The sequence below is a fragment of the Nocardioides immobilis genome, assembly GCF_003515065.1.
Lineage (GTDB): Bacteria > Actinomycetota > Actinomycetes > Propionibacteriales > Nocardioidaceae > Nocardioides > Nocardioides immobilis.
This window is the reverse complement of sequence record NZ_QXGH01000036.1, coordinates 21,641-43,900: the sequence shown is the minus strand read 5'-3', so window position 1 is coordinate 43,900 and position 22,260 is coordinate 21,641. Positions and strand designations below refer to the sequence as shown.

Here is a 22,260-nt window from a genome sequence, read left to right as displayed (position 1 = left end):
GTCGAATCCCGCAAGTCCGTGCGTAGGCGCGGGGTCTCGCTTCGAACCTCAGGCGGGCTCTGTCATCAGGGCCAGGGAGCGCGCCATGAGGCCAGCAGCGTCGCTGCCCGGTTGGTCCGGGTGAAGTTCCCAGTCGACCATCTGGAGGGAGTTCTCGACAACCGTCCGTACGCGATGGATGCGTCGCCTCCAGAACTCGCCGAGAAGCTGGTCGAGATCACCTTCGCGGGTCGCGAAGTCCGCGAGGATGACGGCATCCTCGGCGCACATCGCAGCGCCCTGCGCGATGAGCGGAGGGCACGCGTGCGCGGCGTCGCCGACGAGGATCACGCGTCCGCGGGACCAGGGACGATCAATGAGCAGCCACTCAATCGGCTGGTAGTTCGAGAACGTGCTTTCATCGATGCTCTTGCGCAGGTGGTCGAAGTCCCCGTGGTAGCCATCGAGCAGGCCTGTGAGCACCGTGTTGTCGCGTCGGTCGGCGTCCTTGATGACAGGGTCGATAAGCACGTATGCGTAGCACTGAGTGTCCGAGATCGGCGCATAGCCCGCCTTGTACCAAGGGCCGCCGTAGAACACCGCCGAGCTGTCCATGTGCTCGAGTCGCTCGGTCACGAAGCGCCAGATGCCCATCCCGGACGGTGCCGGGCGTTCGTCGAAGCCCAGCATCCGCCTGGTGTCAGAGTGGATGCCGTCGGCACCGACGACGAGGTCGTACTCCGCTGTCGTACCGTCCGAAAGCGCCGCCGTGACGCGGTCACCCGCGTCGTGCAACTCCTTGACGGTGCATCCGAGGCGGACGTCGATTCCGAGGTTCCCGATCTCCTCGACGAGGACGTTCTGGAGATCCGAGCGGAGGGTGCCGAGGGTCGCTGGCAAGAACGGGCCGCCGGTCTGCGGCGTTGGTACGTCGGCCAGGAGCGGCCCGCCGGCCTGATGCACGCGGATCCGGTCGAAGGGCACGCCAGTCGCGATGATCCGATCGGCCACGCCGATCTCTGCGAACGCACGGAGCGCGTTGCCGTGGACCGTGATCCCGTGGCCGGCGCCCATCCACACGTCCCGTTGCTCGATGAGGCAAACGTCCACCCCGCGTTGGGCCAGGCCGATCGCGGCCACGGATCCGGTGACACCTCCACCGACGATCAGAACCTTGTTGACTGCCATGTCACTTCACCTCCGGTGCGGCCGCCACGGCGTCCGACAAGTACTTGGCTCCAGCCGTCGAGCTGAAGCCGCCATCGACAGGGATCTCTGCGCCGGTGATGTAGCCGGACAGATCTGACAAGAGAAATGCGACGACCTGGGCCACGTCGTCCGGTACGCCGAGGCGACCGAGCGGAGTCAGGGCCAGTTGGGCTGCCTTCATGGATTCGGGTGCGTTGGCCATCATCGGTGTCTGGATGTATCCCGGGTGCACCGTGTTCACACGGATTCCGCGTGTCCCGAGCGTGGTCGCGGCAACCGCGCTGAGCCCGCGCAGGCCCCACTTGCTCGAGGTGTACGCCACCGTGTGGTGCGCGTTCAGTGCCGCGAGCGAGCCGATGTTGACCACGGACGAGCCCGGGCCCATCAGCGGCGCGAGGGTCTGGATCGCCAGCATCGGACCGGTCAGGTTCACCGCGAGGACACAATCCCAGTCGGCGAGCTCGACATCTCCCAGGCGCGAGCGCAGGGGCATGCCGGCGTTATTGACTAGCCCGCGGACAACGGTTGTCTGCCCGCGGAGATGCTCGGCCAGTGCCTCCCAATCCTCCTCGCGCGCAGCGTTGAGCTGCCGGTACGCGAGAGAGCCGGGTTGGCCGTCGGCGAGTCGGATGAAGTCGGCTGGTGGATCGGTGCTGAGGTCCGTGCCCAGGACGTCAGCTCCGAGCGAGGCGAGCAAGCGGCACAGGGCCCGGCCCTGTCCGCCGGCGGCGCCGGTGACCACGATCAAGCCCTGCGTCAGGCCGGGCAAGGCCAGCGTCGTCGTCACCGCAGTTGCTCCGGTGCTGGGCGGCCGCCAACAGGGTGCCGTCGGTCCAGCAGCTCGACGAGGTTGCCTTCAAGGTCAGCGACGAAGCTCATCCGAACCCCCTGTTCGGGCGAGTCCTGCGGCGCCATCTTCTCGCTTGCGCCAGACGCCACGGCACGGGCGTGCGCCGTATCGACGTCGTCCACGCGGAAGCAAACATGGCCGTAGCCACGTGTCATGAGAGCCTCCGGTGGGTCCACGGCCTCCAGGACCGCGAGGGAGCCGGCTCGTTCGACGACCTCGATCGCGCCACCGGCACCGTCGATCAGGAACGCCCCGCGGATGGCGAGGTGTGGGATGGCGAACGGGACTGCCTCGGTGAGTGAGAACACCTTCGAGTACCACGCCAAAGAGGTGTCGAGGTCAGCGACGCTCAGCCCGACGTGATCGATCGCCGTCATGCGACCACGCCCTCGGATCCGGACTGCTCGTGCGGACCGCCACGCATCACGGCTGCGTGCAGATCTTCGGGCAGCACGGCACGGAGCTCGTCGGTGAAGTGGCCGTCGATGAGGATGAACGCGACGCGTGCCGGCACGTTGCCGCGATTGGTCCATGCGTGATCGGTGCCGCGCTGGACCACGACGTCGCCGGCTCGAAGCGTTACCTCCGAATCGTCGAGGGACAGGACGATCTCGCCTGACAGCACGATCCCGTAGTCGATGGACTCCGTCCTGTGGACTGGCGACTGGTGGCCGTGCTCGTTGACGTGCCCGGGGAAGAACTCGTTGATCCGGATCTTCGTCCCGTTGGGCGACGGAGGAACCCGGATGGTCCGTGCGGTGGGCTCGTCCGCCTCGCTCGGCGACACTGCCGCCGGCATCTCGTCGGTCTGCCAGATCTCGTAGAACCCGACGCCGTCCTGCGGCATGTATCGGTGGGTCGGGACAGGGCCGTCAGACACCACGACGGAAACCCCCTCGGGGGTGTGCCCGGTTACGACGCGTCGCGGGACCTGCAACTCGTGCGGACTCATGCCGCGACCGTATAGAGCGAGCAGTGCACTAGGGAAAGGACGTTATCCGATGCCAGCCATGTGGTTGTGGGATGCCAGAACGACGTACGCGAATCGCGTTCAGACCCGTGGCACCTCCGGTGCCAGCGTGTCAAGGAGGCGGGTCCGCAGCCAACGGTGCCCGTGGTCCGCAGACCGGTTCGGATGCCACCACAGGTTCTCCCTCAGCTCGACCGTTCCGAACGGAGGGGCGACCGCGATCGTCCCGGTCCCCGGCCCTAGGCGCTTGACGAGGCGTGACGGCACCACGGCAACCATCGAGGTGCCCGCGACGATCGAAGGCAGTGGGAGGAACCCGCGGGCAACGACCTGAGGCTTGCGGGCGAAACCGAGTTCGCGAAGGCGGCGGTCGGCCGGAGTGTGGTGATGAACCCCGAAGGTCGCGGAGGCCAAGGGCAGCTCGTTGAAGGCGTCCCAGCTCAATGCTCCGTCACTTATCGCGGGGTTCGCCGCATCGACGAGGCACACGTAGTGGTCGGTGAACAACGGCGCAAAATCCCCTTCGACACCCATCGCTGGGACAGCGACGATGAAGTCGTGGCTGCGTAGAGCCGTCTCGATGCCCTCTGGGTCCTCGGGCAGCGGAAGGAGGTCGATACCGAACGGCGCTTCGCGTCGGATCACCTCCAAATGGCCGTGCAGCTCCAGGGCCGCGAAGTCGGAGAGCATGATGGTGAACCGGCGCTTGGCCGTTGTCGGGGTGAGCGACCGGTTGACGCCCAGCGACTCCTCGAGCAGCGGCACCGCCCGCTGGACCAATGGGAGCAGCTCCCGCGCACGAGGAGTCAACTCATAGTTGCGACCGACGCGAACTAGCAGCTCGTCGTTGTAGTGCGAACGCAGCCGCGCCAGGAACGCACTCATTCCAGGTTGTCCCATGCCCAGTCGCGCCGCTGCCCGGGTGACGTTTCCTTCCTCGAGCAACGCCTGCAGCGCGATGACGAGATTGAGATCCTTGCCGGCCAGGTTCATTGAGGCCTCCGTTCTCTGCCCCGGTTGACGCCGATGGTGGCACACCGCGGAGCAGGCTGGAGGAGCGCAGCGAGGCACAGGAGCCTCGTCCGCGCCGGACCCAGGGCAGCACGATCGGCGATGCAAGGTATCCAAATCAGTCGGTTCCGCACGCGAAACACCGTTCCTAGACTCGAAGCCGCGGCGGCCCCGCCGTCGTGAACCCTGAGAACGGGAAGAGCATTGACCAGACGACTGATCACCCACCTGCGCTACCTGGGCCTGGCAGTACCCAACCTCGAAGAGGTTCGGGACTTCTACACCCAGCATTGGGGGCTCGTTGCCGTTGACGGCGACGACGACATCGCCTACCTCGCGGCGGCGGGCAGCCCTGAGAACTACATCCTCCGGCTGCGGCGCGCGGAGAAGCGCATCGACCTCATCTCCTTCGGCGCAGCCTCGACGACCGACGTCGACGAGGCGGCCGCGACCCTCGAGGCAGCAGGCGTGCGGCTGGTCACGCGTCCGCAGAAGTTGGGCACGCCGGGCGGCGGCTACGGCTTCCGATTCTTCGACGGCGACGGCCGCACCCTGGAGATCTCCTCAGACGTGACGACCCGGGAGCACCGCACGATCGACGAGCGAGAGCCTGTTCCGGTTCGCATCTCCCACGTGGTGGTCAACTCGCCCGCGCCGGAGGCCACGCGGTGCTGGTATGAGGAGCACCTCGGGTTCGCCCTCAGCGACACGCTCTGGTCGAAAACGATGGGCGACATGATGTACTTCATGCGCTGCAACGCGCTGCACCACTCCTTCGCCATCGCGCGCGGACCCCACGCCTCGTTGCACCATGCCTCGTTCGAGATGCGCGGCATCGAGGAATGGATGCGAGGCACCGGCAAGATCCTCCGCTCCGGCGCCCGCATGGTGTGGGGCCCAGGGCGCCACAACGCCGGCGACAACACGTTCGCATACTTCCTCGACCCAGCCTCCAACACCGTGGAGTACACCACCGCATTGAAGGTCCTGGAAGAGGACGACTGGCATCCCAGCAAGCTCGACGTCGCCGACATCGAAACGCAGGACCAGTGGGGCACGTCGAACGAAATGAGTGAACTCGTCGCCCGCGAATCCTTCAACGACGTCGACCACGGCCTATTCGTGGCCCCCCCGGTCTGATGCGCGTCCACCTCGCCTACGACCACGCGACCTTCGCCCTCGGCAGCGAGCTCGCAACGGCACTGCAAGGCCGCGACGACGTCTCCGTGATTGCCCACGCACCGGACTTCATCGACGAAGGCGACGACTATCCCGCGTTCACCCTGAACGCGGCACGTGCTGTCGTGGCTGACCAGGACCGGGGCACCGACGCCCTCGGGATACTGCTCGGCTCCTCGCCGGTCGGGGTCGCGATCGCGGCGAACAAGGTGGAAGGCGTCCGCGCGGTTCTGGGACATGACCCGGCGCTGCTGCGCAGCGCCCGTCGCATTGACGACTGCAACGCCGTGGTGATCGACCATCGCTGCGACGGTGTGGACGCGGCGGCCGCCCTCATCGCGGTCGAGTCGTTGATGACGCAACGGTTCGACAAGAACCCCGACGACGTTCGCCGAATCGTCCAGGTCATGGAGTTCGAGACATCGGGAACCATCGCCGGCTGGCAGGTCGGATACACCGAGGCGGTCCTGGACTCGGCGCGCACGACCGCGGGCACAACACGAGCATTGCTCTACCGCGCATGCGGCGACCCCTCCGTGCTGGCGGTCGAGCCAGTGCCAGCGCCGCACCCTGGTCCCGGTCAAGTCAGGGTCGCCGTGAAAGCGGTCGGACTCAACCCGATCGATGTCAAGTTCCGATCGGGTCTCTACCCGCCGCAAGACGAAGCCTTCCCTCGCGGGACCGCCCAGGACTTCGCCGGAACCGTCGACGAGGTGGGACCCGACGCCCACTACACCGACGGACGACCGTGCACGGTCGGCGACCGCGTCCTCGGCTGGACCGACTCACAGGGAGCTGCGGCATCGGATCTGGTCGTGCCCGCGACCAACCTCGCCCGCAAGCCGGACAACCTGAGTTGGGACGTTGCCGGCGCACTGCAGACCGCCGCCCTCACCGCTCAGGCTTCGATCGATGTGCTCGGCATCGGTGAGCACGACGTCGTGCTCGTCAGCGCCGCCGGCGGCGGCGTCGGCCTGCTCTACTCGCAGTTGGCGCTGGCGTCCGGCGCGGTGGTGATCGGCACCGCCGGCAACGACAACCTGGAGTTCCTGAGTTCCCTGGGGATCATCGCGGTGCCGTATGGCCCGGGCCTCGCCGATCGTGTCAAAGCCGTCTCGCCGGAACCCCTCACGGCTGTGCAGGACAACCATGGACGCGAAGCGGTCCTCGCCGGTCTGGAACTCGGTGTGCCGCCCGAGCGCATCGTGGCGATCGCAGACCATGCAGCCGTGGCCGAGCTCGGCCTCTCATCGCCTGGCAGGTACCTCCGCTCGGCAGCAACCCTCGAGCGGATCGCGAACGCCGCGGCGGCAGGGAAGCTTGGCATTCCGGTTCAGACATTCCCCTTCGAACAGGCCCGAGAGGCCTACGAGCGCCTCGAAACAGGTCATGGGCGCGGCAAGATCGCGCTCCGCGTCTGAATCGCCGCCCGACTTCCTGCCCTCGTCGAGGGCAGGACAACCACACCCAACACCACCCAAGGAGACACCCATGCCGTTCGTCTGCAGTGCAACCTGGACCGCCAAGGAAGGCCAGGCACACCTCGTGCTCGAGGCCCTTGCCAACCTCTCACCGGCCAGCCGGGAGGAGCCCGGCAACCTGTACTACCAGGCCTACCAGGACCCCCAGGAGCCGAATGTCTTCCGCATCTTCGAGGTCTACGTGGACGAGGAGGCGTTCAAGGCCCACGGCACCTACGACCACTTCGAGAAGTGGGCACTCGGACAGGCCATCCCGGCGCTGGAAGCCCGCGTGCGGGACTTCTACACGACGCTGGACCTCTGAGATGAAACTGGCCCGCTACGAGCACAACGGTGCAGTGCTGCTCGGGACCGTGCGCCACGACATGGTTCGCTCCCTCCCGCGCAACCTCGACGTCCTCGACGTCCTCACCATGAGCCTGCCGGAGCGGAATCTCCTGGAGGCCCAAGCGGGCCGGCATCATCGCATTCCCCTCGACGACGTCCGGTTCGTTCCGCCGATCGAGCCGCGCGCGATGCGCGACTTCGTCGTCTTCGAGGAGCACGTCCGCGGCGTGACCCAGAGCGTCGCAGGAACAGCAGAGATCGCCGAGGCGTGGTACGACGCGCCCGCCTTCATCTTCATGAACCCGCACTCGCTGATCAGCCACAGGCAGGACGTGCCGATGCCACCAGACACCCAGGCGCTGGACTTCGAACTGGAAGTGGCGGCAGTGGTCGGCTCGAAGGTACGCGACCTCACCGTCGACCAGGCCGCCGAGCACATCGTCGGATACGCAGTCTTCAACGACTGGTCGGCGCGCGACATCCAACGACGTGAGATGCAAGTCAGCCTCGGACCGGCCAAGGGCAAGGACTTCGCCTCGACGCTCGGGCCGTGGATCACCACACCCGACGAGCTGGAGCCCTACCGGGTAGGGGACCGCTACAACCTGACCATGACGGTCAGCGTGAACGACACCGAGATCGGACGGGACTCCCTGGCAAACATGGCCTGGTCCTTCGAGGAGATGCTCAGCCACGCTTCTAGGGACGCATGGGTGGGTGCCGGCGACGTGCTTGCCACCGGCACCTGCGCCGGAGGTGCCCTCGCCGAGATGTGGGGCCGCCGCGGCGTGATGGAGCCGCCACCCTTGCAGGTCGGTGACGTGGTCACGATGGCCGTAGACGGACTTGGATCGATCAGCAACCGCGTGACGCAAACGCGCAGCCCCGGACATCGCGTACCCCCCGCACGCTCCCCTGCAGCCGGTCCCGTCGGCTGATCGTGCCTAGCGTTCCAACGGAAGGACCCCCGTCATGAACACCGTCACCGCACCGCCAGTCATCGAGCTCGTCGACCCAGCCACCGGTGAGCCGTGGGACCAGATCCCGGTCATGGACCCCGCAGCCGTGGAGGCCGCGATCAGCGGCGCAGCTGCCGCGTTCGATTCTTGGAGCACCACAACGGTCGAGGCACGACTCGACCCGTTGCGCCGACTGGCGACGCTGCTCCGCGACGAGGTCGATGAGCACGCGCTGCTGATCAGTCGCGAGATGGGCAAGCCGATCGCCGAGGCCCGCGGCGAGGTCCTCAAGTGCGCTCTCGCGTGCGACTACTACGCCGAGAACGCCGAGCAGTTCCTCGCACCGGCGCTCGTCGAGACGAACGCAAAACGATCCTGGGTCGGCTACGAGCCGATCGGCCTCGTGCTTGCCATCATGCCGTGGAACTTCCCCTACTGGCAGGTCCTCAGGTTCGCCGTCCCTGCCCTGACCGCTGGAAACGGCGGCCTGCTGAAGCACGCCGCCAACGTCACCGGGTCGGCCCTGGCCATCGAGGGCCTCTTCCGTCGTGCCGGGTATCCGGAAGGACTCCTCACGACGCTGGTAATTGACGACCACGCACTGGTCCCACCGGTGATCGCCGACCCCAGAGTCGCGGCCGTCACATTGACCGGGAGCGAGCGCGCCGGCGCTGCCGTCGCCGCAGCGGCCGGCACTGCTCTGAAGAAGACCGTCCTCGAACTGGGCGGGTCCGACCCGTTCATCATCCTCGCCGATGCCGACCTGGACGCAGTGGTTCCGTTCGCAGTGCAGTCCCGGTTCGTCAACGCCGGCCAAAGCTGTCTGTGCGCTAAGCGGCTCATCGTTGAGGACGCGATCTACGACGAGGTCCTGGAACGCATCGTGCCCCTGGTTGCCGCGCTACGGGTCGGGAACCCGCTCGATCCCTCGACCCAGATCGGGCCGTTGGCGAAGGAGGCGTTCGTCGACGACATCGAGCGGCAGGTCAGCACGACGCTGTCCGAAGGCGCCCGCCTGCTCGTCGGTGGCGAACGCATGGACCAGGCCGGCAACTACTACGCACCGACCGTGCTGGGGGATGTCACCCGAGAGATGACGGCCTTCCGTGAAGAGACGTTCGGTCCCGTCCTGCCCGTTGTTCGCGCCCGGGACGCGGTGCATGCCGTCGAGCTCGCGAACGACACAGCGTACGGCCTTGCCGCCAGCATCTGGACCTCAGACGTCGACCGCGGTATCGCGTTGGGCCAGCAGATCCGCTCGGGGGCGCTCTTCGTCAACAGCGTGCCGGCATCGGACGCGCGAATGCCGTTCGGCGGCATCAAGAACAGCGGCTACGGACGGGAACTCTCACGCGAGGGACTCCTCGAGTTCACCAACGTCCGCACCAACTGGATCGCAGACATGCCGGCGACCGACGGCCACTGACGGCGTGACTAGCATGTGACGACGCCCGCGGATACCGGCGAGGAGGAGGTGTCATGACGAAGTTGCGGCAGATGGATGCCAACCTCGTGGTGATGCTCGACGCGATCCTCGCGGAGAAGAACCTCACCCGCGCTGGTGAGCGGATCGGCATGACCCAACCCGCGATGAGTGGCGTGCTCCGGCGGCTGCGCAAGCAGCTGGACGATCCGCTGCTGGTCAAGGTCGGCCGCCATTTCGAGCTCACCCCTCGCGCCCGGAGCCTGGTTCCGGTCGTGGCGGAGGCGATGACGGTCCTCACCCAGACGCTCGACCCGCGCCCGCCGTTCGTCGCCGAGTCCAGCGACCGTACGTTCTTGATCGCGGCGTCGGACTACGCGTTGTCGGTGCTGGCTGCGCCACTCATCCGTCACTGCAACGAGGTCGCACCCTCGGTGAGCCTCGAGTTCGACCTACTGCCCGCCGACGACAACGTCGACCCGAGCGACCTGCTGAGGCGAGACCTCTTCATCGCCAGCAGCGGCCGCGGCGTACCCGGCCGGAAACAGGAAGTCTTCTCCGACGAGTTCGTCGTCATCGCCGACCGCGACAACCCTCGCCTCGGTGACGACAACACTCTGGAACTGTCCGACCTACGCGAACTCAACTACCTCGCCGCGGTGTTCGGCGACGTGCATTCGACACCCGCCGACGACATGCTTGCCCAGCACGGTGTGACCCCTTACTTCGCGACGACCGTGCGCGGGTTCCTTTCCGTCCCACTACTGTTGGCCGGCACATTGATGTTCAGCATCGTGCCGAGGCGCGTCGCCGAGGCACACCCTGACCGCATCGCCGTGGTGCGAACGCCGCTGACGCCGGCGACCTTGGTCGAGGTCGCGCACTGGCATCCGGCCAACTCCGCCGACGCTGGCTTGCTGTGGCTACTCGCAGCACTACGGAACATCGGCGTCGGGATCGACGAACAAGCCTGAGACGGGAAATCCCGGTGATACATGACATCCCGGGTGCGGATGCCCGATCAGCCCGATGTGGCGCCGAACCTCCCTAAAATCGGAGGTATTGACCGGGGTCGCGGGCGTGTGCCACAAGGCCGAGCCAGGCGGGTCATCGCGTTCGCACTTCACGCGGGCGCGTTCTCGAGCGCCGTGCGCGCTCACCACATCTCATGAAGGAGTTCCTATGGCCGGACGGCTCGAGGGCAAGGTCGTGCTCATCACTGGCATCGGAGGCGGCATGGGGCGAGCTGCCGCTCTGCGGTTCTCCGCCGAGGGCGCCGCGGTCGTCGGTTGCGACCTGTTCAGCGAAGGCGCAGATGAGACCGTCCGCCTGGTACGAGACGCCGGTGGCGAGATCACATCCAGCGCGCCGGTCGACCTCTCTTCGGCCGCCGCGACCGCAGCATGGGTCGAGTCGGCAGCCGAACTCCACGGACGAATCGACATCCTCTACAACAACGCATCGACTCCCCGCTTCGGCCCCGTGGAAGACCTCTCGGTAGAGGACTGGGACTTCGTCATGAGCAACGAGCTCAACATCGTCTTCTACGCCTGCAAGGCAGCGTGGAAAGAGCTCAAGAAGACGGGGGGAGTGATCCTCAACGTAGGCTCTATCGCCGGCACGCGCGGCGTAGAGTTCATGGCGCAGAACGCGCACGGCACCGCCAAGGCAGGTGTCATCAACCTGACCCAGCAGCTCGCCGTCGAGGGCGCACCTCACGGCATCCGTGTGGTCGCAGTCAGCCCGGGATTCACGGTGACACCCTCGACCGAATGGCTCGTCGACGGCGGCCCTCCGCCCTTCCAGGCGATGCTCGAGCGAATCCCGCTCGGCCGCCCCGGCCGCCCCGAGGACATCGTCAACGCCGCACTGTTCCTCGTATCCGACGAGGCCGACTGGATCACCGGCGTGAACCTGGTAGTCGACGGCGGCGCCACGGTTCTCGGATGAATCGAGCAGTTCGACGACATTCAACGAACCAAGGAGCCCTCAGGTGAAGCGCGAGGACTACGACGAATACATCAGGCGGTTCAATGCGCAGGACCCCACGGCGTTCGACGAGTACATCGCCGACGACTTGCACATGCAGAACGGACTTCTGGAGTTCGATGGTCGGCAAGGGATGCGGGATCACTACGCAAGGATCTGGTCCTCCTTCAGCGAGGACCTCACGGTGGAGCGGTTCGTCAGCGACGAGCAGACGGCTGCTGTTCAGATGTGGGCACACTTCACCGCACTCCGCGACGACCCTGAGTCGCTGTTCGGGCCGGTGCGAAAGGGACACACGTTCGACTTCCGCGGACTGATCCGCTACGACCTGCGGGACGGACAGTTCACCGATATCAGAGTTGCCTACAACAGCTTCATCTCGACCGACCACGAGGGCGTGGTCACCGAGTTGGGAATCCCGCACTGACGGGAACGCCGGCAAATTGTTTCCGAGCCGGAGAGATGCGATCGCCTCTCTCCGGCCCGGAGTTTTTCCGACGGTTCGACTACTCGACCCAGGGGTTGCGGTTGAGTTCGGCCCCGTCGGCCAGCAGGTACGACGGGAAGACACCGCGCGGGTCGCGGGCCGCACGGATCTCCTGCAGTCTCGCGAACGCCTCGTCGGACATGAACCGCTGCGGGCGGCGGGTGAAGTCGGAGTCGCCCAGGTAGCAGCCCGCGGATACGGGCTCGAGATTGCGCATGGTCGCGTTGATCCAGTCTCGGGTCAGGTCATCCTCGGCCTCGGTCTCGTTGACGATGTAGGCGGCGAAGTAGAGGTCGGTCTGCAGCGAGATCGCAAGTCCGTCCAGAGGCCGTTCAGGAGCCCGGCCCATGTCGAACCACAGGGTGAACGCCTTCTCGGTCGGAAGGTCGGTGAACGCCGGAACCAGCCGAGAGACGACCTCCTCGGTGTCGCCGGTCAGGTAGGCGTTGTCGACGATATAGCGGTGCTCCTCCGGGTTGGACCGGATCTGCTCGGTACGGAGAGCCGCCATGTCAGTGGGCTCGCACCGCCTGGTGAGGAGCGCTCGATCCACGACGGGACACGTGTCGAGATGCGCCAACGCAGCTGCCGCGGCGTCTGGATCGTCATCGAAGCAGACGCCGTCGACGACGACGACTGAGCCTTCGTACCCGAGTTCCGGGGGGAGCGGTGGCGTGATGCCTACCACCACCAGCTCGACGGAGTCCGGCACCCTGTGGCGTGCCGTGTGGAACCAGGTCAGCACCTCCGAGGCGAGCTCACGCGGGTAGACGTAGGTCGTCTGGCGTAGCTGTTCGAAACGACGACGCGTCTCCAGATGGAATGCCGTGACGATGCCCGGGAAGCCGGGGCCGGATCCGCGGGCCGCCCAGAAGAGGTCGGTGTTCTGCGATGAGTCAGCCCGAACGAGCTCTCCGTCCGCAGTCACGACATCGATCGCGACGACGCTCTCAGCCGCCCAGTTCCAGCCGCGGCAGTTCCAGCCCATTCCGCCCTGGAGGAGGAATCCGCCGATGCCCACCGTGGGGCAGTGCCCGCCGTTGAAGAACCGGCCACGCTCGGCCAGGAACGGATCGAGATCCGATCCGCCGCGCACCGCGGGACCGGCGGTCGCGACACCACGCGCCTCGTCGAACGAGATGTCGGTCAGGGCGCCGAGGTCGATCAGCAGCGCGTTGTCGCGGACGCTCCATACAGCCCAGCTGTGTCCGCCGGACCGCACGGTGACCTGCCATCCACGCTCGTTAGCCAGTCGGACCCCCGCTGCGACATCCTCGGCCGATCGGGCACGCAACACAGCGGCCGGCCTCCTCGCCGGACGTCGCAGGTTGAACACCCGGCTCATCACGGCGTCGTCGAAGGCAGGATCGCCGGCCTCGACGAGGTCCAAGTGAGCCGGGGAAGGCAAGGCGCTGGTCATGCTGGCGAGGCTAGGGAGGTCGGCAAGGCCCCAGCAATCGCCGCGTTCGGATACCAGCTATCACCGCACGCACGCAGGAAGGGGAGACCGACGGGACGCCGGAACTGGAATCGCCACTGGTGATGATCGGCATGCGAAGCCGTTGTTTCCGGATTGTCCGCGCGGGCGTCAGGCTCGACCCATGTTCGAGTATTTCCCCGACAACTACATCTGGAATCTCGGCGTGGTCGCGACGCTGAACAGCGGCGGCACCATCGACGAGGTCGACCGGGCGTGCCGGCCAATCCGCGAAGCGGCCCAGCGCGGGGACGCGGGCAGCAAGGATCTGATGGCCGCCTGGCAGCGGATCGCCGACCAACTTGAGCAGCAGGCGGCTGAGGCCGAGAAGGCCGGACATGCCCGCACGGCAGGGCAGAGGTACTTTCGGGCCGCCGCCTACATCTGCCAGGCCGAGCGGATGCAGAGCGCGAGCGACCCGGCGCGCAATTCCATCTACCAGCACTGCCTCGACCTGATGCAGCGGTCGTTCGATCTCGTCGACCCAGCGACGACCCGCGTGGCCGTGCCGTTCGAAGGTGACGACCTGCCGGCGTACTTCACTCGTGCGGAGCGGCCCGACGGCACGCCGGCCCCGACGATGATCATGTGGAACGGCCTGGACTCCACCAAGGAGCACATGTACTCCTCGGGCTGGCCGAAGGAGATGGCCGCGCGCGGAATCTCGACGCTGATGGTCGACTGTCCCGGGAGCGGCGAGGCGCTGCGCTTGCACGGGCTCAAGGCGAGGGTCGAGAGCGAGGACTGGGCAACGGCCTGCGTCGACTACCTCGAGACTCGTGCCGACGTCGACGCCGAGCGGATCGGCCTCGTCGGCTGGTCGCTCGGGGGCTACTACGCGCCGCGCGCCGCCGCGTTCGAGAAGCGCCTGAAGCTCGTCGTCGCCTGGGGCGCCAACCACAACTGGGGCGAGGTGCAGAAGAAGCGCCTTGAGCGTGAGGGTGAGAACCCGGTCCCGCACTACTGGGAGCACGTCCTGTGGGTCTGGGGTGGCAAGGATGTCGAGTCGTTCATCAAGGACGCCGAGGCGGTCAACCTCAATGGCGTCGTCGAGTACATCACCTGCCCGTTCCTGATCACCCACGGCCAGAACGACCGCCAGATCAACGTCCGGTACGCGCACCAGTCCTATGACCAGGCCGTGAACAGCCCCCGGCGCGAGCTGCGCATCTTCACTGCGGACGAAGGCGCGACCGAGCATGTCGGGCTCGACCACCTTCCCCACGTCGGGTCGTTCACGGCGGACTGGATCGAGGACGTGTTCGCGTGACTGTCGGTCCCGTCATCCGGACCCAGGTGGGCATCGTCGGCGCCGGCCCAGCCGGCCTGATGCTGTCCCACCTGCTCGCACGCGTCGGCATCGACTCCGTAGCCGTCGACCTCCGAAGCCGGCGCGAGATCGAGGAGACACACCGGGCAGGGATCCTCGAGCAGGGGAGCGTGGAGCTGCTCGTCGAGTCGGGTGTCTCCGATCGGGTGCTGCGCGACGGCCACGAGCACGCGGGCATCGACCTCGCCTTCGGTGGCGGCAGCCACCGGATCGACTTCCACGGGCTCACGGGTGCAGCGACACAGCTCTACCCGCAGACCGACGTCTTCATCGACCTCGCCGACGCCCGGAAGCGCGACGGTGGAGACGTGCGGTTCGGTGTGCGGGACGTCGAGGTCGTCGACTTCACCTCGGACTCACCGGGCATGCGGTTCACCGATGCGGACGGGCGCGCCCAAGAGGTCCGATGCGACTACCTCGTCGGTGCTGATGGATCACGCAGCGCCTGTCGGTACGCGGTTCCCGAGACAGCGCGCCGCCAGTACTTCCGCGAGTACCCGTTCGCATGGTTCGGCATCCTCGCCGAGGCTCCTCCCAGCGCGCCTGAGCTCATCTACAACCACTCCGAGCGCGGATTCGCGCTGATCAGCCAGCGCACCGAGACCCTGCAACGGATGTACTTCCAGTGCGACCCCGACACCGACGTCGCCGACTGGTCCGACGACCGGATCTGGGAGGAGCTGCAGTCCCGTTTAGGCGCGAACGGATACACGCTGCATGAGGGTCCGATCACGTCGAAGACGGTGCTGCCCTTCCGGAGCTTCGTCCAGGAGCCGATGCGGCACGGCCGGATGCTGCTGGCAGGCGACGCCGCGCACACCGTGCCTCCGACGGGAGCGAAGGGTCTCAACCTTGCCCTGGCTGATGTCCGTGTTCTCGCCGAGGAACTCGAGCGGGCCATCACGAAGAGCGACCCCCAGACGCTCGACGACTACACCGTCAGGGCTCTATCGCGCGTCTGGCGAGCCCAGCACTTCTCGTACTGGATGACGACCATGCTCCACCGGCTGCCCGACGCCACCGACTTTGACGTACGCCGCCAGGTCGGCGAGCTGGAGACGATCAGCTCGTCAGCCGCGGGCTCCACCTTCCTCGCGGAGGGATACACAGGATGGCCGAACTCATGACGACCACTCCGGAACGCGCCACCCAGGACGACGTCAACGAGGAGATCGCCGCGATCGTCAAGGAGTACGACGCCGCGCTGGCCGATGGAGCGGCGCCGGAGGTGGCAACGCGTCTGGACTACCCGCCCTACCGCTCGAGCCTGCTCCGGCACCCCACGAAGGACCTGCATCACGCAGACCCGGAAGGGATCGAATTGTGGGCGCCAGTCTTCGGTGAGCGAGACATCGATGCGCTCGAGGCCGACTTGACGATCCAGCACGGCGGCGACCCGGTCGGTGAACGCATCGTCGTCACCGGCCGGGTGATCGACGGCGACGGGCGTCCGGTCCGCGGACAACTTGTCGAAGTCTGGCAGGCCAACGCGGCGGGCAGGTACATCCACAAACGCGACCAGCATCCCGCGCCGGTCGACCCGAACTTCACCGGCGTCGGTCGCTGCCTGACCGACGACGACGGCCAATACCGATTCACGACGATCAAACCGGGACCGTATCCATGGAAGAACCACCTCAACGCCTGGCGTCCGGCGCACGTCCACTTCTCGCTCTTCGGCACTGAGTTCACCCAACGACTCGTGACCCAGATGTACTTCCCGGGAGATCCGCTCTTCGCGCTCGACCCCATCTACCAGTCGATCGTCGACCCGCGCGCACGTGAGCGGCTGGTGGCGACCTACGACCACGATGTCACGCAGCACGAGTGGTGCACCGGCTATCGCTGGGACATCGTCCTCACCGGAACCCACCGCACACCCGTGGAGGAGGACGAATGAAGTACCCGCCAACTCCCGGTCAGACCGTCGGGCCGTTCTTTCACGACGCCCTTCCGTACTTCGGCGGCAGCGATCTGGTGCCGCCGGGCCACCCCGGCCGGATTCATCTCCACGGAACAGTCTTCGACGGTGCCGGCACTCCGATCCCAGATGCACTGGTCGAGATCTGGCAGGCCGATGCCGGCGGCTCAGCATCGAGGGCGACTGGCTCACTGCGTCGCGACGGCTTCACCTTCACCGGCTTCGGGCGGGCGGCAACGGACGGGACCGGTGGGTACTCCTTCTCGACAGTGGCGCCGGGACCGATCGCGCCGGCATCCGCTGCGTTCTTCTCGGTGTGTGTGTTCGCGCGCGGGCTCCTCGACCGCCTGCTGACCCGCGCGTACCTGCCCGGTGACGACGCCTCGCTCGCGGCCGATCCCCTGTTGGTGTCGCTGCCCCCCGAGCGCCGATCAACACTGATCGCGGCGCCAGACGCGCACGGGTTCGTCTTCGACATCCGGCTGCAGGGTGAGGGTGAGACCGTATTCCTATGGCACGGCAGCCGGTGACCGACCTGCTCTGGCCCGGCGACCACCGGGCGGGTGACCTGATGAGTGCCGCCGCGCTCCTCGACGCCATGCTCGCTGTGGAGGCGGCTTGGTCGGCGGCGCTCATCGATCGGGGCATCGCCCCGGAGGCGAGCCGTGTCGACCAGCGATTGCTGGCGGGCCTGCTCGATGAGAACGACCACCAGACAGTCGCCGTCGGCGCCGAGGATGCGGGCAACCCCGTCGTGCCGCTCGTCCGACTGCTGAGGGACCGACTCGGCGCTGAGGAGGCCCCCAGCCGCTGGTTGCATCGTGGACTGACGAGCCAGGACGTCCTGGACACCGCCTTGATGACCTGCGCCCGCGACGCGGTTGGCGTGATCCGGGCGGAGGTTCGTGTCCAGATCGGCCTTCTCTGCGGTCTGGTCGAGCGGTACCGGCGCACCGAGATGGTCGCCCGGACGCTGGGCCAGCACGCGGTTCCCACGACGTTCGGGCTGAAAGCGGGCCATTGGCTCAACGGTGTCCTCGACGTGCTTGAGGATCTGGAGCGTGCGACGTTTCCCGTCCAGTTCGGCGGTGCGGCCGGGACGTTGGCCGCGACAGTGGAGCTCGCCGAGTCTCTCCCATCGCCGGTTGAAGCCGCCACGGGGGCGGCGGAGGTTGCGGCCGACCTGCTCGGGCTCGCACCGTCGCTCCCGTGGCATGGGGTGCGGACCCCGGTCACGCGGATCGGTGACCTCGCCGTGCGCTGCACGGACGCGTGGGGGCATGTCGCGAACGACGTGATCGCCTTGTCCCGGCCCGAGATCGCGGAGGTGCGGGAAGGCGTGGGCGGGGGGTCGTCGACCATGCCCCACAAGTCCAACCCCGTTCTTTCGGTGCTGGTACGCCGTGCCGCGATTGCTGCGCCGCCGCTCGCCTCGACTCTCCACATCGCCGCGGCGGACTCCACCGACGAGCGCTCAGCCGGCGCCTGGCACGTCGAGTGGGCCACCCTCCGAACCCTGACGCGGCGGACCGTCGTCGCCGGCTCGCAGACAACCGACCTACTGCGAGCCCTGCATATCGATGAGGAGCGGATGGCGACGACGCTGAGTGCTGCGTCGGGCGTCCGGTCCGAGCAGCAGACGATGGCCGCGCTGACAGGACACGAGCCCGCGGCGACTTACGTCGGCGCCTCCGATGCCTTCATCGACGCGGCGCTAGTCCGTGCCCGCGCCGCGCTCAGCGAGGCAGATCGGTGACCCGTCCGCAACTGGTGCTGGGACCGTCGCTCGGAACCTCGGCCTCATCCCTCTGGGATGCCTGCGCAGACCTGCTCAGCGACGACTTCGAGGTGCTCGCCTGGGACCTGCCCGGCCACGGCGGCGAAGGGACCGTCGCGACGACCGACCTGACCATCCCCAAGCTCGCCGCGTGTGTCCTCGCCCAGCTGGATGAAACGTTCTACTACGCGGGCGACTCCGTCGGCGGAGCGGTCGGGTTGCAGTTGATGCTCGATGCGCCTGAGCGCGTCCGATCGGCCGTGTTGCTGTGCACAGGCGCACGAATCGGGACTCCGGCGGGATGGCTTGAACGCATTGAGCAGGTCAGCCGCCACGGGACGGCGGCACTCGTCGAAGCCTCGACCCGGCGCTGGTTCGGACCTGGCTTCGTCAATCGTGAACCCGAGCGTGCAGCGCGGCTCCTCGACGCCCTGAGGGCCGCCCACGACGGCGGCTATGTCGCGGTGTGTACGGCGCTCGCGCGCTTCGACGTCCGCGCCCGCCTCGGGGAGATTGCCACACCTGTGCTCGCCGTTGCCGGCTCCGCCGATTCCGTCACGCCGACCGAGTGCCTCGGTGACATCGCGGACGGCGTACAGAACGGACGGCTGGTCGTCCTCGACGGCGTCGCGCACCTCGCTCCGGCAGAGGACCCCCCGGGTGTTGCGGACCTGATCCGCCGGCAGTTCCTGGAAGGAACGACATGAACCAGCACGACCATGGCATGAAAGTGCGCCGCGAGGTCCTCGGTGACGCACACGTCGACCGCGCGACTGCTGAGGCGACAGACCTGACGAGCGACTTCCAGCGCTTTATCACCGAGTACGCCTGGGGCGGGATCTGGACCCGCCCTGGGCTCGACCGCCGCAGCCGGTCGATCGTCACGCTGACTGCGCTGATCGCACGCGGACACGACGAGGAACTCGCCATGCACCTGCGGGCAGCGCTTCGCAACGGACTGACTCGGGACGAAGTCAAGGAGGTTCTCCTCCAGACCGCGGTCTACTGCGGCGTACCGGACGCGAACACGGCGTTCCGCATCGCGCAGGAGGTCTTCGCGCAGGAGGTCTTCGCGCAGGAGGCTCCAGGAGATGAGTGACCGGGTCACTTCCTGCTACGTGTACGCCGCCGCACGCACCCCGTTCGGACGTTTCAACGGCGGGCTTGCCGACGTGCGCCCAGACGACCTGGCGGCGACGGCCATCGGCGGCGTGTTGGCGAAGGTGCCGGACTTCGACCCGGTGGGCATCGACGATGTCGTGTGGGGCACCGCCAACGGAGCCGGCGAGGAGAATCGCAATGTCGGCCGGATGGCGGTCCTGCTGTCCGGGCTGCCGGTCACCGTGCCGGCCACGACGGTGAACCGGCTGTGCGGTTCGAGCTTGGACGCGGTGCTGATGGGTTCACGGGCCATCGAGGCGGGCGACGCCGAAGTCATCCTGACCGGCGGCGTCGAATCGATGACCCGGGCCCCGTGGGTGCTCCCGAAGCCGTCCCGCGCGTTCCCCGCCGGTGACGTGACTGCCGTGTCGACCACGCTCGGCTGGCGGTTCGTGAACCCGCGGATGCCGAAGGAATGGACGATCTCCCTCGGCGAGGCCAACGAGCAGCTCCAGGAGCGCTTCGGCATCTCACGCGAACGCCAGGACGAGTTCGCAGCCCGCTCTCACCGGCTCGCCCACGAGGCGTGGGAGGCGGGGTTCCATGACGACCTCGTCGTCGGCGTGGAGGGCATCGACCTCAACCGGGACGAGAGCATCCGCCCCGGCAGCACGCCCGAGTCGCTTGCCGGGCTCAAGCCCGCGTTCCGGCGCGACGGCACCATCACGGCCGGCAACGCCAGTCCGCTCAACGACGGTGCGTCCGCAGTCCTGCTGGGCGGCGACGTCGCGGCGGAGCGAATCGGGGGCGCGCCCAGCGCCCGGATCGCGGGGCGGGGAGTCTCGGCGCTGGAGCCACAGGCCTTTGGCTATGCGCCGGTCGAGGCCGCCGAACGGGCGCTGCGGCGGGCCGGTATCGGATGGTCCGACGTCGGGGCTGTCGAGCTCAACGAGGCTTTCGCTGTGCAGTCGCTGGCGTGCATGGATGCCTGGAAGGTCGACCCCGAAATCGTCAACTCCCGCGGCGGTGCGATCGCAATCGGACATCCGCTCGGCGCTTCCGGCGGGCGGATCGTGGGCACCCTCGCCAAGGTGCTGCGCGAGCGCAACGAGCGCTGGGGTGTCGCGGCGATCTGCATCGGCGTCGGCCAGGGCCTTGCCGTCGTGCTGGAGAACGTGGCCGCGAACGAGCTGGTCAAGGAGCAGGCCCGATGACATTCGTGACGACGTCCGCCGACCAAGCGGTCGCTGGGATCAGGGACGGCTCGATGGTTCTGATCGGCGGGTTCGGCATGGCCGGGATGCCGGTGACCCTCATCGACGCCCTTATCCGGCAAGGGGCGAAGGACCTCACCGTCGTCAGCAACAACGCTGGCAACGGATACACCGGCCTGGCCGCCCTGCTCGCCAAGGAGCGGGTCCGCAAGATCATCTGCTCCTACCCCCGCCAGATCGACTCGTGGGTCTTCAACGAGCTGTACCGCGAGAAGAAGATCGAGCTCGAGGTCGTGCCCCAGGGCACGCTCGCCGAGCGGATGCGCGCGGGCGGTGCGGGCATCGGCGCGTTCTACTGCCCCACCGGCGTCGGCACGCCCCTCGCCGACGGCAAGGAGATTCGCACCATCGACGGTGTCGACTATGTCCTCGAGCTTCCGATCAAGGGCGACGTTGCTCTCGTCGGTGCTTACCTGGGCGACCCGCGCGGCAACCTGGTCTTCCGCAAGACCGCCCGCAATTTCGGACCGGTCATGGCCACCGCGGCCAGCACCACCATCGCGGAGGTCCACGGCATGCTCCCGCTGGGCGGCCTGGACCCTGAGGTGATCGTGACGCCCGGCATCTACGTCGACAGGATCCTCGACCTGCAGCGGTCGCCCCTCGAGGCGTCGGAGGCCGTGTCATGACGATCGAGCACCTGGACCGCGGGCCGCTGGACAAGATCGAGCTGGCCGCAGTCATCGCGCGCGACATCCCGCAGGGCGCCTACGTCAACCTCGGCATCGGACAGCCCACGCTCGTGGCCGACCATCTCTCCGAGGATGCTGGGGTCGTACTCCACACGGAGAACGGGATGCTGGGCATGGGCCGCGCCGCCGTCGGGGACGAGATCGACCAGGACCTGATCAACGCCGGGAAGATCCCCGTTACCGAAGCGCCCGGGGCTGCGTACTTCCACCACGCCGACTCGTTCGCCATGATGCGCGGTGGCCACCTCGACGTCTGCGTCCTCGGCGCGTTCCAGGTCTCTCAGCGCGGCGATCTCGCGAACTGGCACACCGGCGAGCCCGGTGCGATACCCGCTGTCGGCGGCGCGATGGATCTCGCCACCGGCGCCAGGCAGGTCTTCGTGATGATGACCCTCTTCGCCAAGGACGGGACCCCCAAGCTCGTTCCCGAATGCACCTATCCGCTCACCGGCGTCGGCTGCGTGAGCCGGGTCTACACCGACGTCGGCACGTTTCAGATTGGCCGCGACGGCGTCCTCGTTCTCGAGACGTACGGCGTCAGCCTGCCCGCGTTGCAGGAGCGGCTCGCGGTACCCCTCGGCTAGCGACAGGTGCACGCCGAACGTTCAGTGGCGCCAGTCCACCTTGAAGGCCGGGTGCTCCGAGTGGGTACGCGCTGCCCGGCGCAGGAAGCGCTCCGCCGCCTATGATCCGATTGAGCGGCCGTCGAGCAGTTGCTTCGCGACCTTGAGTGAGCGGAGCGTCGCCCAAGGCGAATCTTCGTTCGACGAGGTCGCCGCCCCTCGGCCGCGCGGGCACTCTCGGCGGTCCGCCCCCACACGAAC

Annotated in this window: 24 protein-coding genes; 18 read left to right on the top strand and 6 right to left on the bottom strand. The window is 67.4% G+C overall.

From position 1 onward, the window contains the following. Window positions 1–48 precede the first annotated feature (48 nt). From D0Z08_RS26375 to D0Z08_RS26355, 5 genes are all read right to left on the bottom strand, one after another. Window positions 49–1,167: an FAD-dependent monooxygenase gene (locus D0Z08_RS26375; RefSeq protein WP_118928273.1), complete on the bottom strand. Its 1,119-nt coding sequence runs from the start codon at window positions 1,165–1,167 to the stop codon at window positions 49–51. A 1-nt stretch (window position 1,168) separates the two neighbouring features. Then, complete coding sequence (locus D0Z08_RS26370) at window positions 1,169–1,975, bottom strand: SDR family NAD(P)-dependent oxidoreductase (protein WP_245994522.1); 807 nt, start codon at window positions 1,973–1,975, stop codon at window positions 1,169–1,171. Next, entirely contained in the window at window positions 1,972–2,415 is a 444-nt protein-coding gene (locus tag D0Z08_RS26365; RefSeq protein ID WP_182481503.1) for a VOC family protein, read from the bottom strand. Before D0Z08_RS26365 ends, D0Z08_RS26370 begins: the two co-directional genes overlap by 4 nt. Continuing rightward, the gene (locus D0Z08_RS26360; protein WP_118928271.1) at window positions 2,412–2,990 is read right to left on the bottom strand and encodes a cupin domain-containing protein; all 579 of its coding nucleotides are present in this window, start codon (window positions 2,988–2,990) and stop codon (window positions 2,412–2,414) included. The genes D0Z08_RS26365 and D0Z08_RS26360 overlap by 4 nt, the downstream gene beginning before the upstream one ends. Before the next feature lie 99 nt (window positions 2,991–3,089). Continuing rightward, window positions 3,090–4,001, bottom strand: coding sequence for a LysR family transcriptional regulator (locus D0Z08_RS26355; RefSeq protein ID WP_182481502.1), 912 nt, complete (start codon window positions 3,999–4,001; stop codon window positions 3,090–3,092). Window positions 4,002–4,223: 222 nt separating this feature from the next. Here D0Z08_RS26355 and D0Z08_RS26350 point away from each other — a divergent pair, with 222 nt between their 5' ends. The 8 genes from D0Z08_RS26350 (at window position 4,224) to D0Z08_RS26315 (ending at window position 11,804) form a co-directional block, all read left to right on the top strand. After that, window positions 4,224–5,159, top strand: a complete 936-nt coding sequence (locus D0Z08_RS26350; protein ID WP_118928269.1) for a VOC family protein — start codon at window positions 4,224–4,226, stop codon at window positions 5,157–5,159. Next, window positions 5,159–6,619, top strand: a complete 1,461-nt coding sequence (locus D0Z08_RS26345) for an RpiB/LacA/LacB family sugar-phosphate isomerase (protein WP_118928268.1) — start codon at window positions 5,159–5,161, stop codon at window positions 6,617–6,619. Before D0Z08_RS26350 ends, D0Z08_RS26345 begins: the two co-directional genes overlap by 1 nt. A gap of 70 nt (window positions 6,620–6,689) precedes the next feature. Then, window positions 6,690–6,983, top strand: coding sequence for a putative quinol monooxygenase (locus D0Z08_RS26340; protein WP_118928267.1), 294 nt, complete (start codon window positions 6,690–6,692; stop codon window positions 6,981–6,983). 1 nt (window position 6,984) lies between these two features. Then, entirely contained in the window at window positions 6,985–7,944 is a 960-nt protein-coding gene (locus D0Z08_RS26335) for a fumarylacetoacetate hydrolase family protein (RefSeq protein WP_118928266.1), read from the top strand. Window positions 7,945–7,978: 34 nt separating this feature from the next. After that, entirely contained in the window at window positions 7,979–9,391 is a 1,413-nt protein-coding gene (locus D0Z08_RS26330) for an NAD-dependent succinate-semialdehyde dehydrogenase (protein WP_118928265.1), read from the top strand. Window positions 9,392–9,444: 53 nt separating this feature from the next. After that, window positions 9,445–10,362 carry a LysR family transcriptional regulator gene (locus D0Z08_RS26325; RefSeq protein WP_118928264.1) on the top strand — a complete coding sequence of 306 codons (918 nt, stop codon included), beginning with the start codon at window positions 9,445–9,447 and terminating at the stop codon, window positions 10,360–10,362. 208 nt (window positions 10,363–10,570) lie between these two features. After that, window positions 10,571–11,338 carry an SDR family NAD(P)-dependent oxidoreductase gene (locus D0Z08_RS26320; protein ID WP_118928263.1) on the top strand — a complete coding sequence of 256 codons (768 nt, stop codon included), beginning with the start codon at window positions 10,571–10,573 and terminating at the stop codon, window positions 11,336–11,338. A gap of 43 nt (window positions 11,339–11,381) precedes the next feature. After that, window positions 11,382–11,804, top strand: coding sequence for a nuclear transport factor 2 family protein (locus D0Z08_RS26315; RefSeq protein ID WP_118928262.1), 423 nt, complete (start codon window positions 11,382–11,384; stop codon window positions 11,802–11,804). Between the two features lie 79 nt (window positions 11,805–11,883). Here D0Z08_RS26315 and D0Z08_RS26310 read toward each other — a convergent pair whose 3' ends face one another. Beyond that, window positions 11,884–13,284 carry an FAD-binding oxidoreductase gene (locus D0Z08_RS26310; RefSeq protein ID WP_118928261.1) on the bottom strand — a complete coding sequence of 467 codons (1,401 nt, stop codon included), beginning with the start codon at window positions 13,282–13,284 and terminating at the stop codon, window positions 11,884–11,886. Between the two features lie 181 nt (window positions 13,285–13,465). Between D0Z08_RS26310 and D0Z08_RS26305 the strand changes: the two genes are divergently transcribed. From D0Z08_RS26305 to D0Z08_RS26260, 10 genes are read left to right on the top strand one after another with little or no spacing between them, the layout of a single operon-like run. Continuing rightward, window positions 13,466–14,611 (top strand): alpha/beta hydrolase family protein, encoded by a 1,146-nt coding sequence (locus D0Z08_RS26305; RefSeq protein ID WP_118928260.1) that lies wholly within the window; start codon window positions 13,466–13,468, stop codon window positions 14,609–14,611. Beyond that, entirely contained in the window at window positions 14,608–15,798 is a 1,191-nt protein-coding gene (locus D0Z08_RS26300) for a 4-hydroxybenzoate 3-monooxygenase (RefSeq protein WP_118928259.1), read from the top strand. The genes D0Z08_RS26305 and D0Z08_RS26300 overlap by 4 nt, the downstream gene beginning before the upstream one ends. Continuing rightward, the gene (gene pcaH / locus D0Z08_RS26295; protein ID WP_220454357.1) at window positions 15,795–16,571 is read left to right on the top strand and encodes a protocatechuate 3,4-dioxygenase subunit beta; all 777 of its coding nucleotides are present in this window, start codon (window positions 15,795–15,797) and stop codon (window positions 16,569–16,571) included. The genes D0Z08_RS26300 and pcaH overlap by 4 nt, the downstream gene beginning before the upstream one ends. Further along, window positions 16,568–17,122: a protocatechuate 3,4-dioxygenase subunit alpha gene (pcaG, locus tag D0Z08_RS26290; RefSeq protein WP_118928257.1), complete on the top strand. Its 555-nt coding sequence runs from the start codon at window positions 16,568–16,570 to the stop codon at window positions 17,120–17,122. The genes pcaH and pcaG overlap by 4 nt, the downstream gene beginning before the upstream one ends. Then, the gene (locus D0Z08_RS26285; protein WP_245994519.1) at window positions 17,104–18,348 is read left to right on the top strand and encodes a lyase family protein; all 1,245 of its coding nucleotides are present in this window, start codon (window positions 17,104–17,106) and stop codon (window positions 18,346–18,348) included. The genes pcaG and D0Z08_RS26285 overlap by 19 nt, the downstream gene beginning before the upstream one ends. After that, window positions 18,345–19,076 carry an alpha/beta fold hydrolase gene (locus D0Z08_RS33190; protein ID WP_118928256.1) on the top strand — a complete coding sequence of 244 codons (732 nt, stop codon included), beginning with the start codon at window positions 18,345–18,347 and terminating at the stop codon, window positions 19,074–19,076. Before D0Z08_RS26285 ends, D0Z08_RS33190 begins: the two co-directional genes overlap by 4 nt. Beyond that, a complete protein-coding gene (pcaC, locus tag D0Z08_RS33185; protein ID WP_118928255.1) occupies window positions 19,073–19,468 on the top strand; it encodes a 4-carboxymuconolactone decarboxylase in 396 nt (131 codons plus the stop codon). Before D0Z08_RS33190 ends, pcaC begins: the two co-directional genes overlap by 4 nt. Then, window positions 19,461–20,684 carry a thiolase family protein gene (locus tag D0Z08_RS26270; protein ID WP_118928254.1) on the top strand — a complete coding sequence of 408 codons (1,224 nt, stop codon included), beginning with the start codon at window positions 19,461–19,463 and terminating at the stop codon, window positions 20,682–20,684. Before pcaC ends, D0Z08_RS26270 begins: the two co-directional genes overlap by 8 nt. Further along, the gene (locus D0Z08_RS26265) at window positions 20,681–21,373 is read left to right on the top strand and encodes a 3-oxoacid CoA-transferase subunit A (RefSeq protein ID WP_118928253.1); all 693 of its coding nucleotides are present in this window, start codon (window positions 20,681–20,683) and stop codon (window positions 21,371–21,373) included. The genes D0Z08_RS26270 and D0Z08_RS26265 overlap by 4 nt, the downstream gene beginning before the upstream one ends. After that, entirely contained in the window at window positions 21,370–22,020 is a 651-nt protein-coding gene (locus tag D0Z08_RS26260; protein WP_118928252.1) for a 3-oxoacid CoA-transferase subunit B, read from the top strand. Before D0Z08_RS26265 ends, D0Z08_RS26260 begins: the two co-directional genes overlap by 4 nt. The last annotated feature ends 240 nt before the right edge of the window (window positions 22,021–22,260 follow it).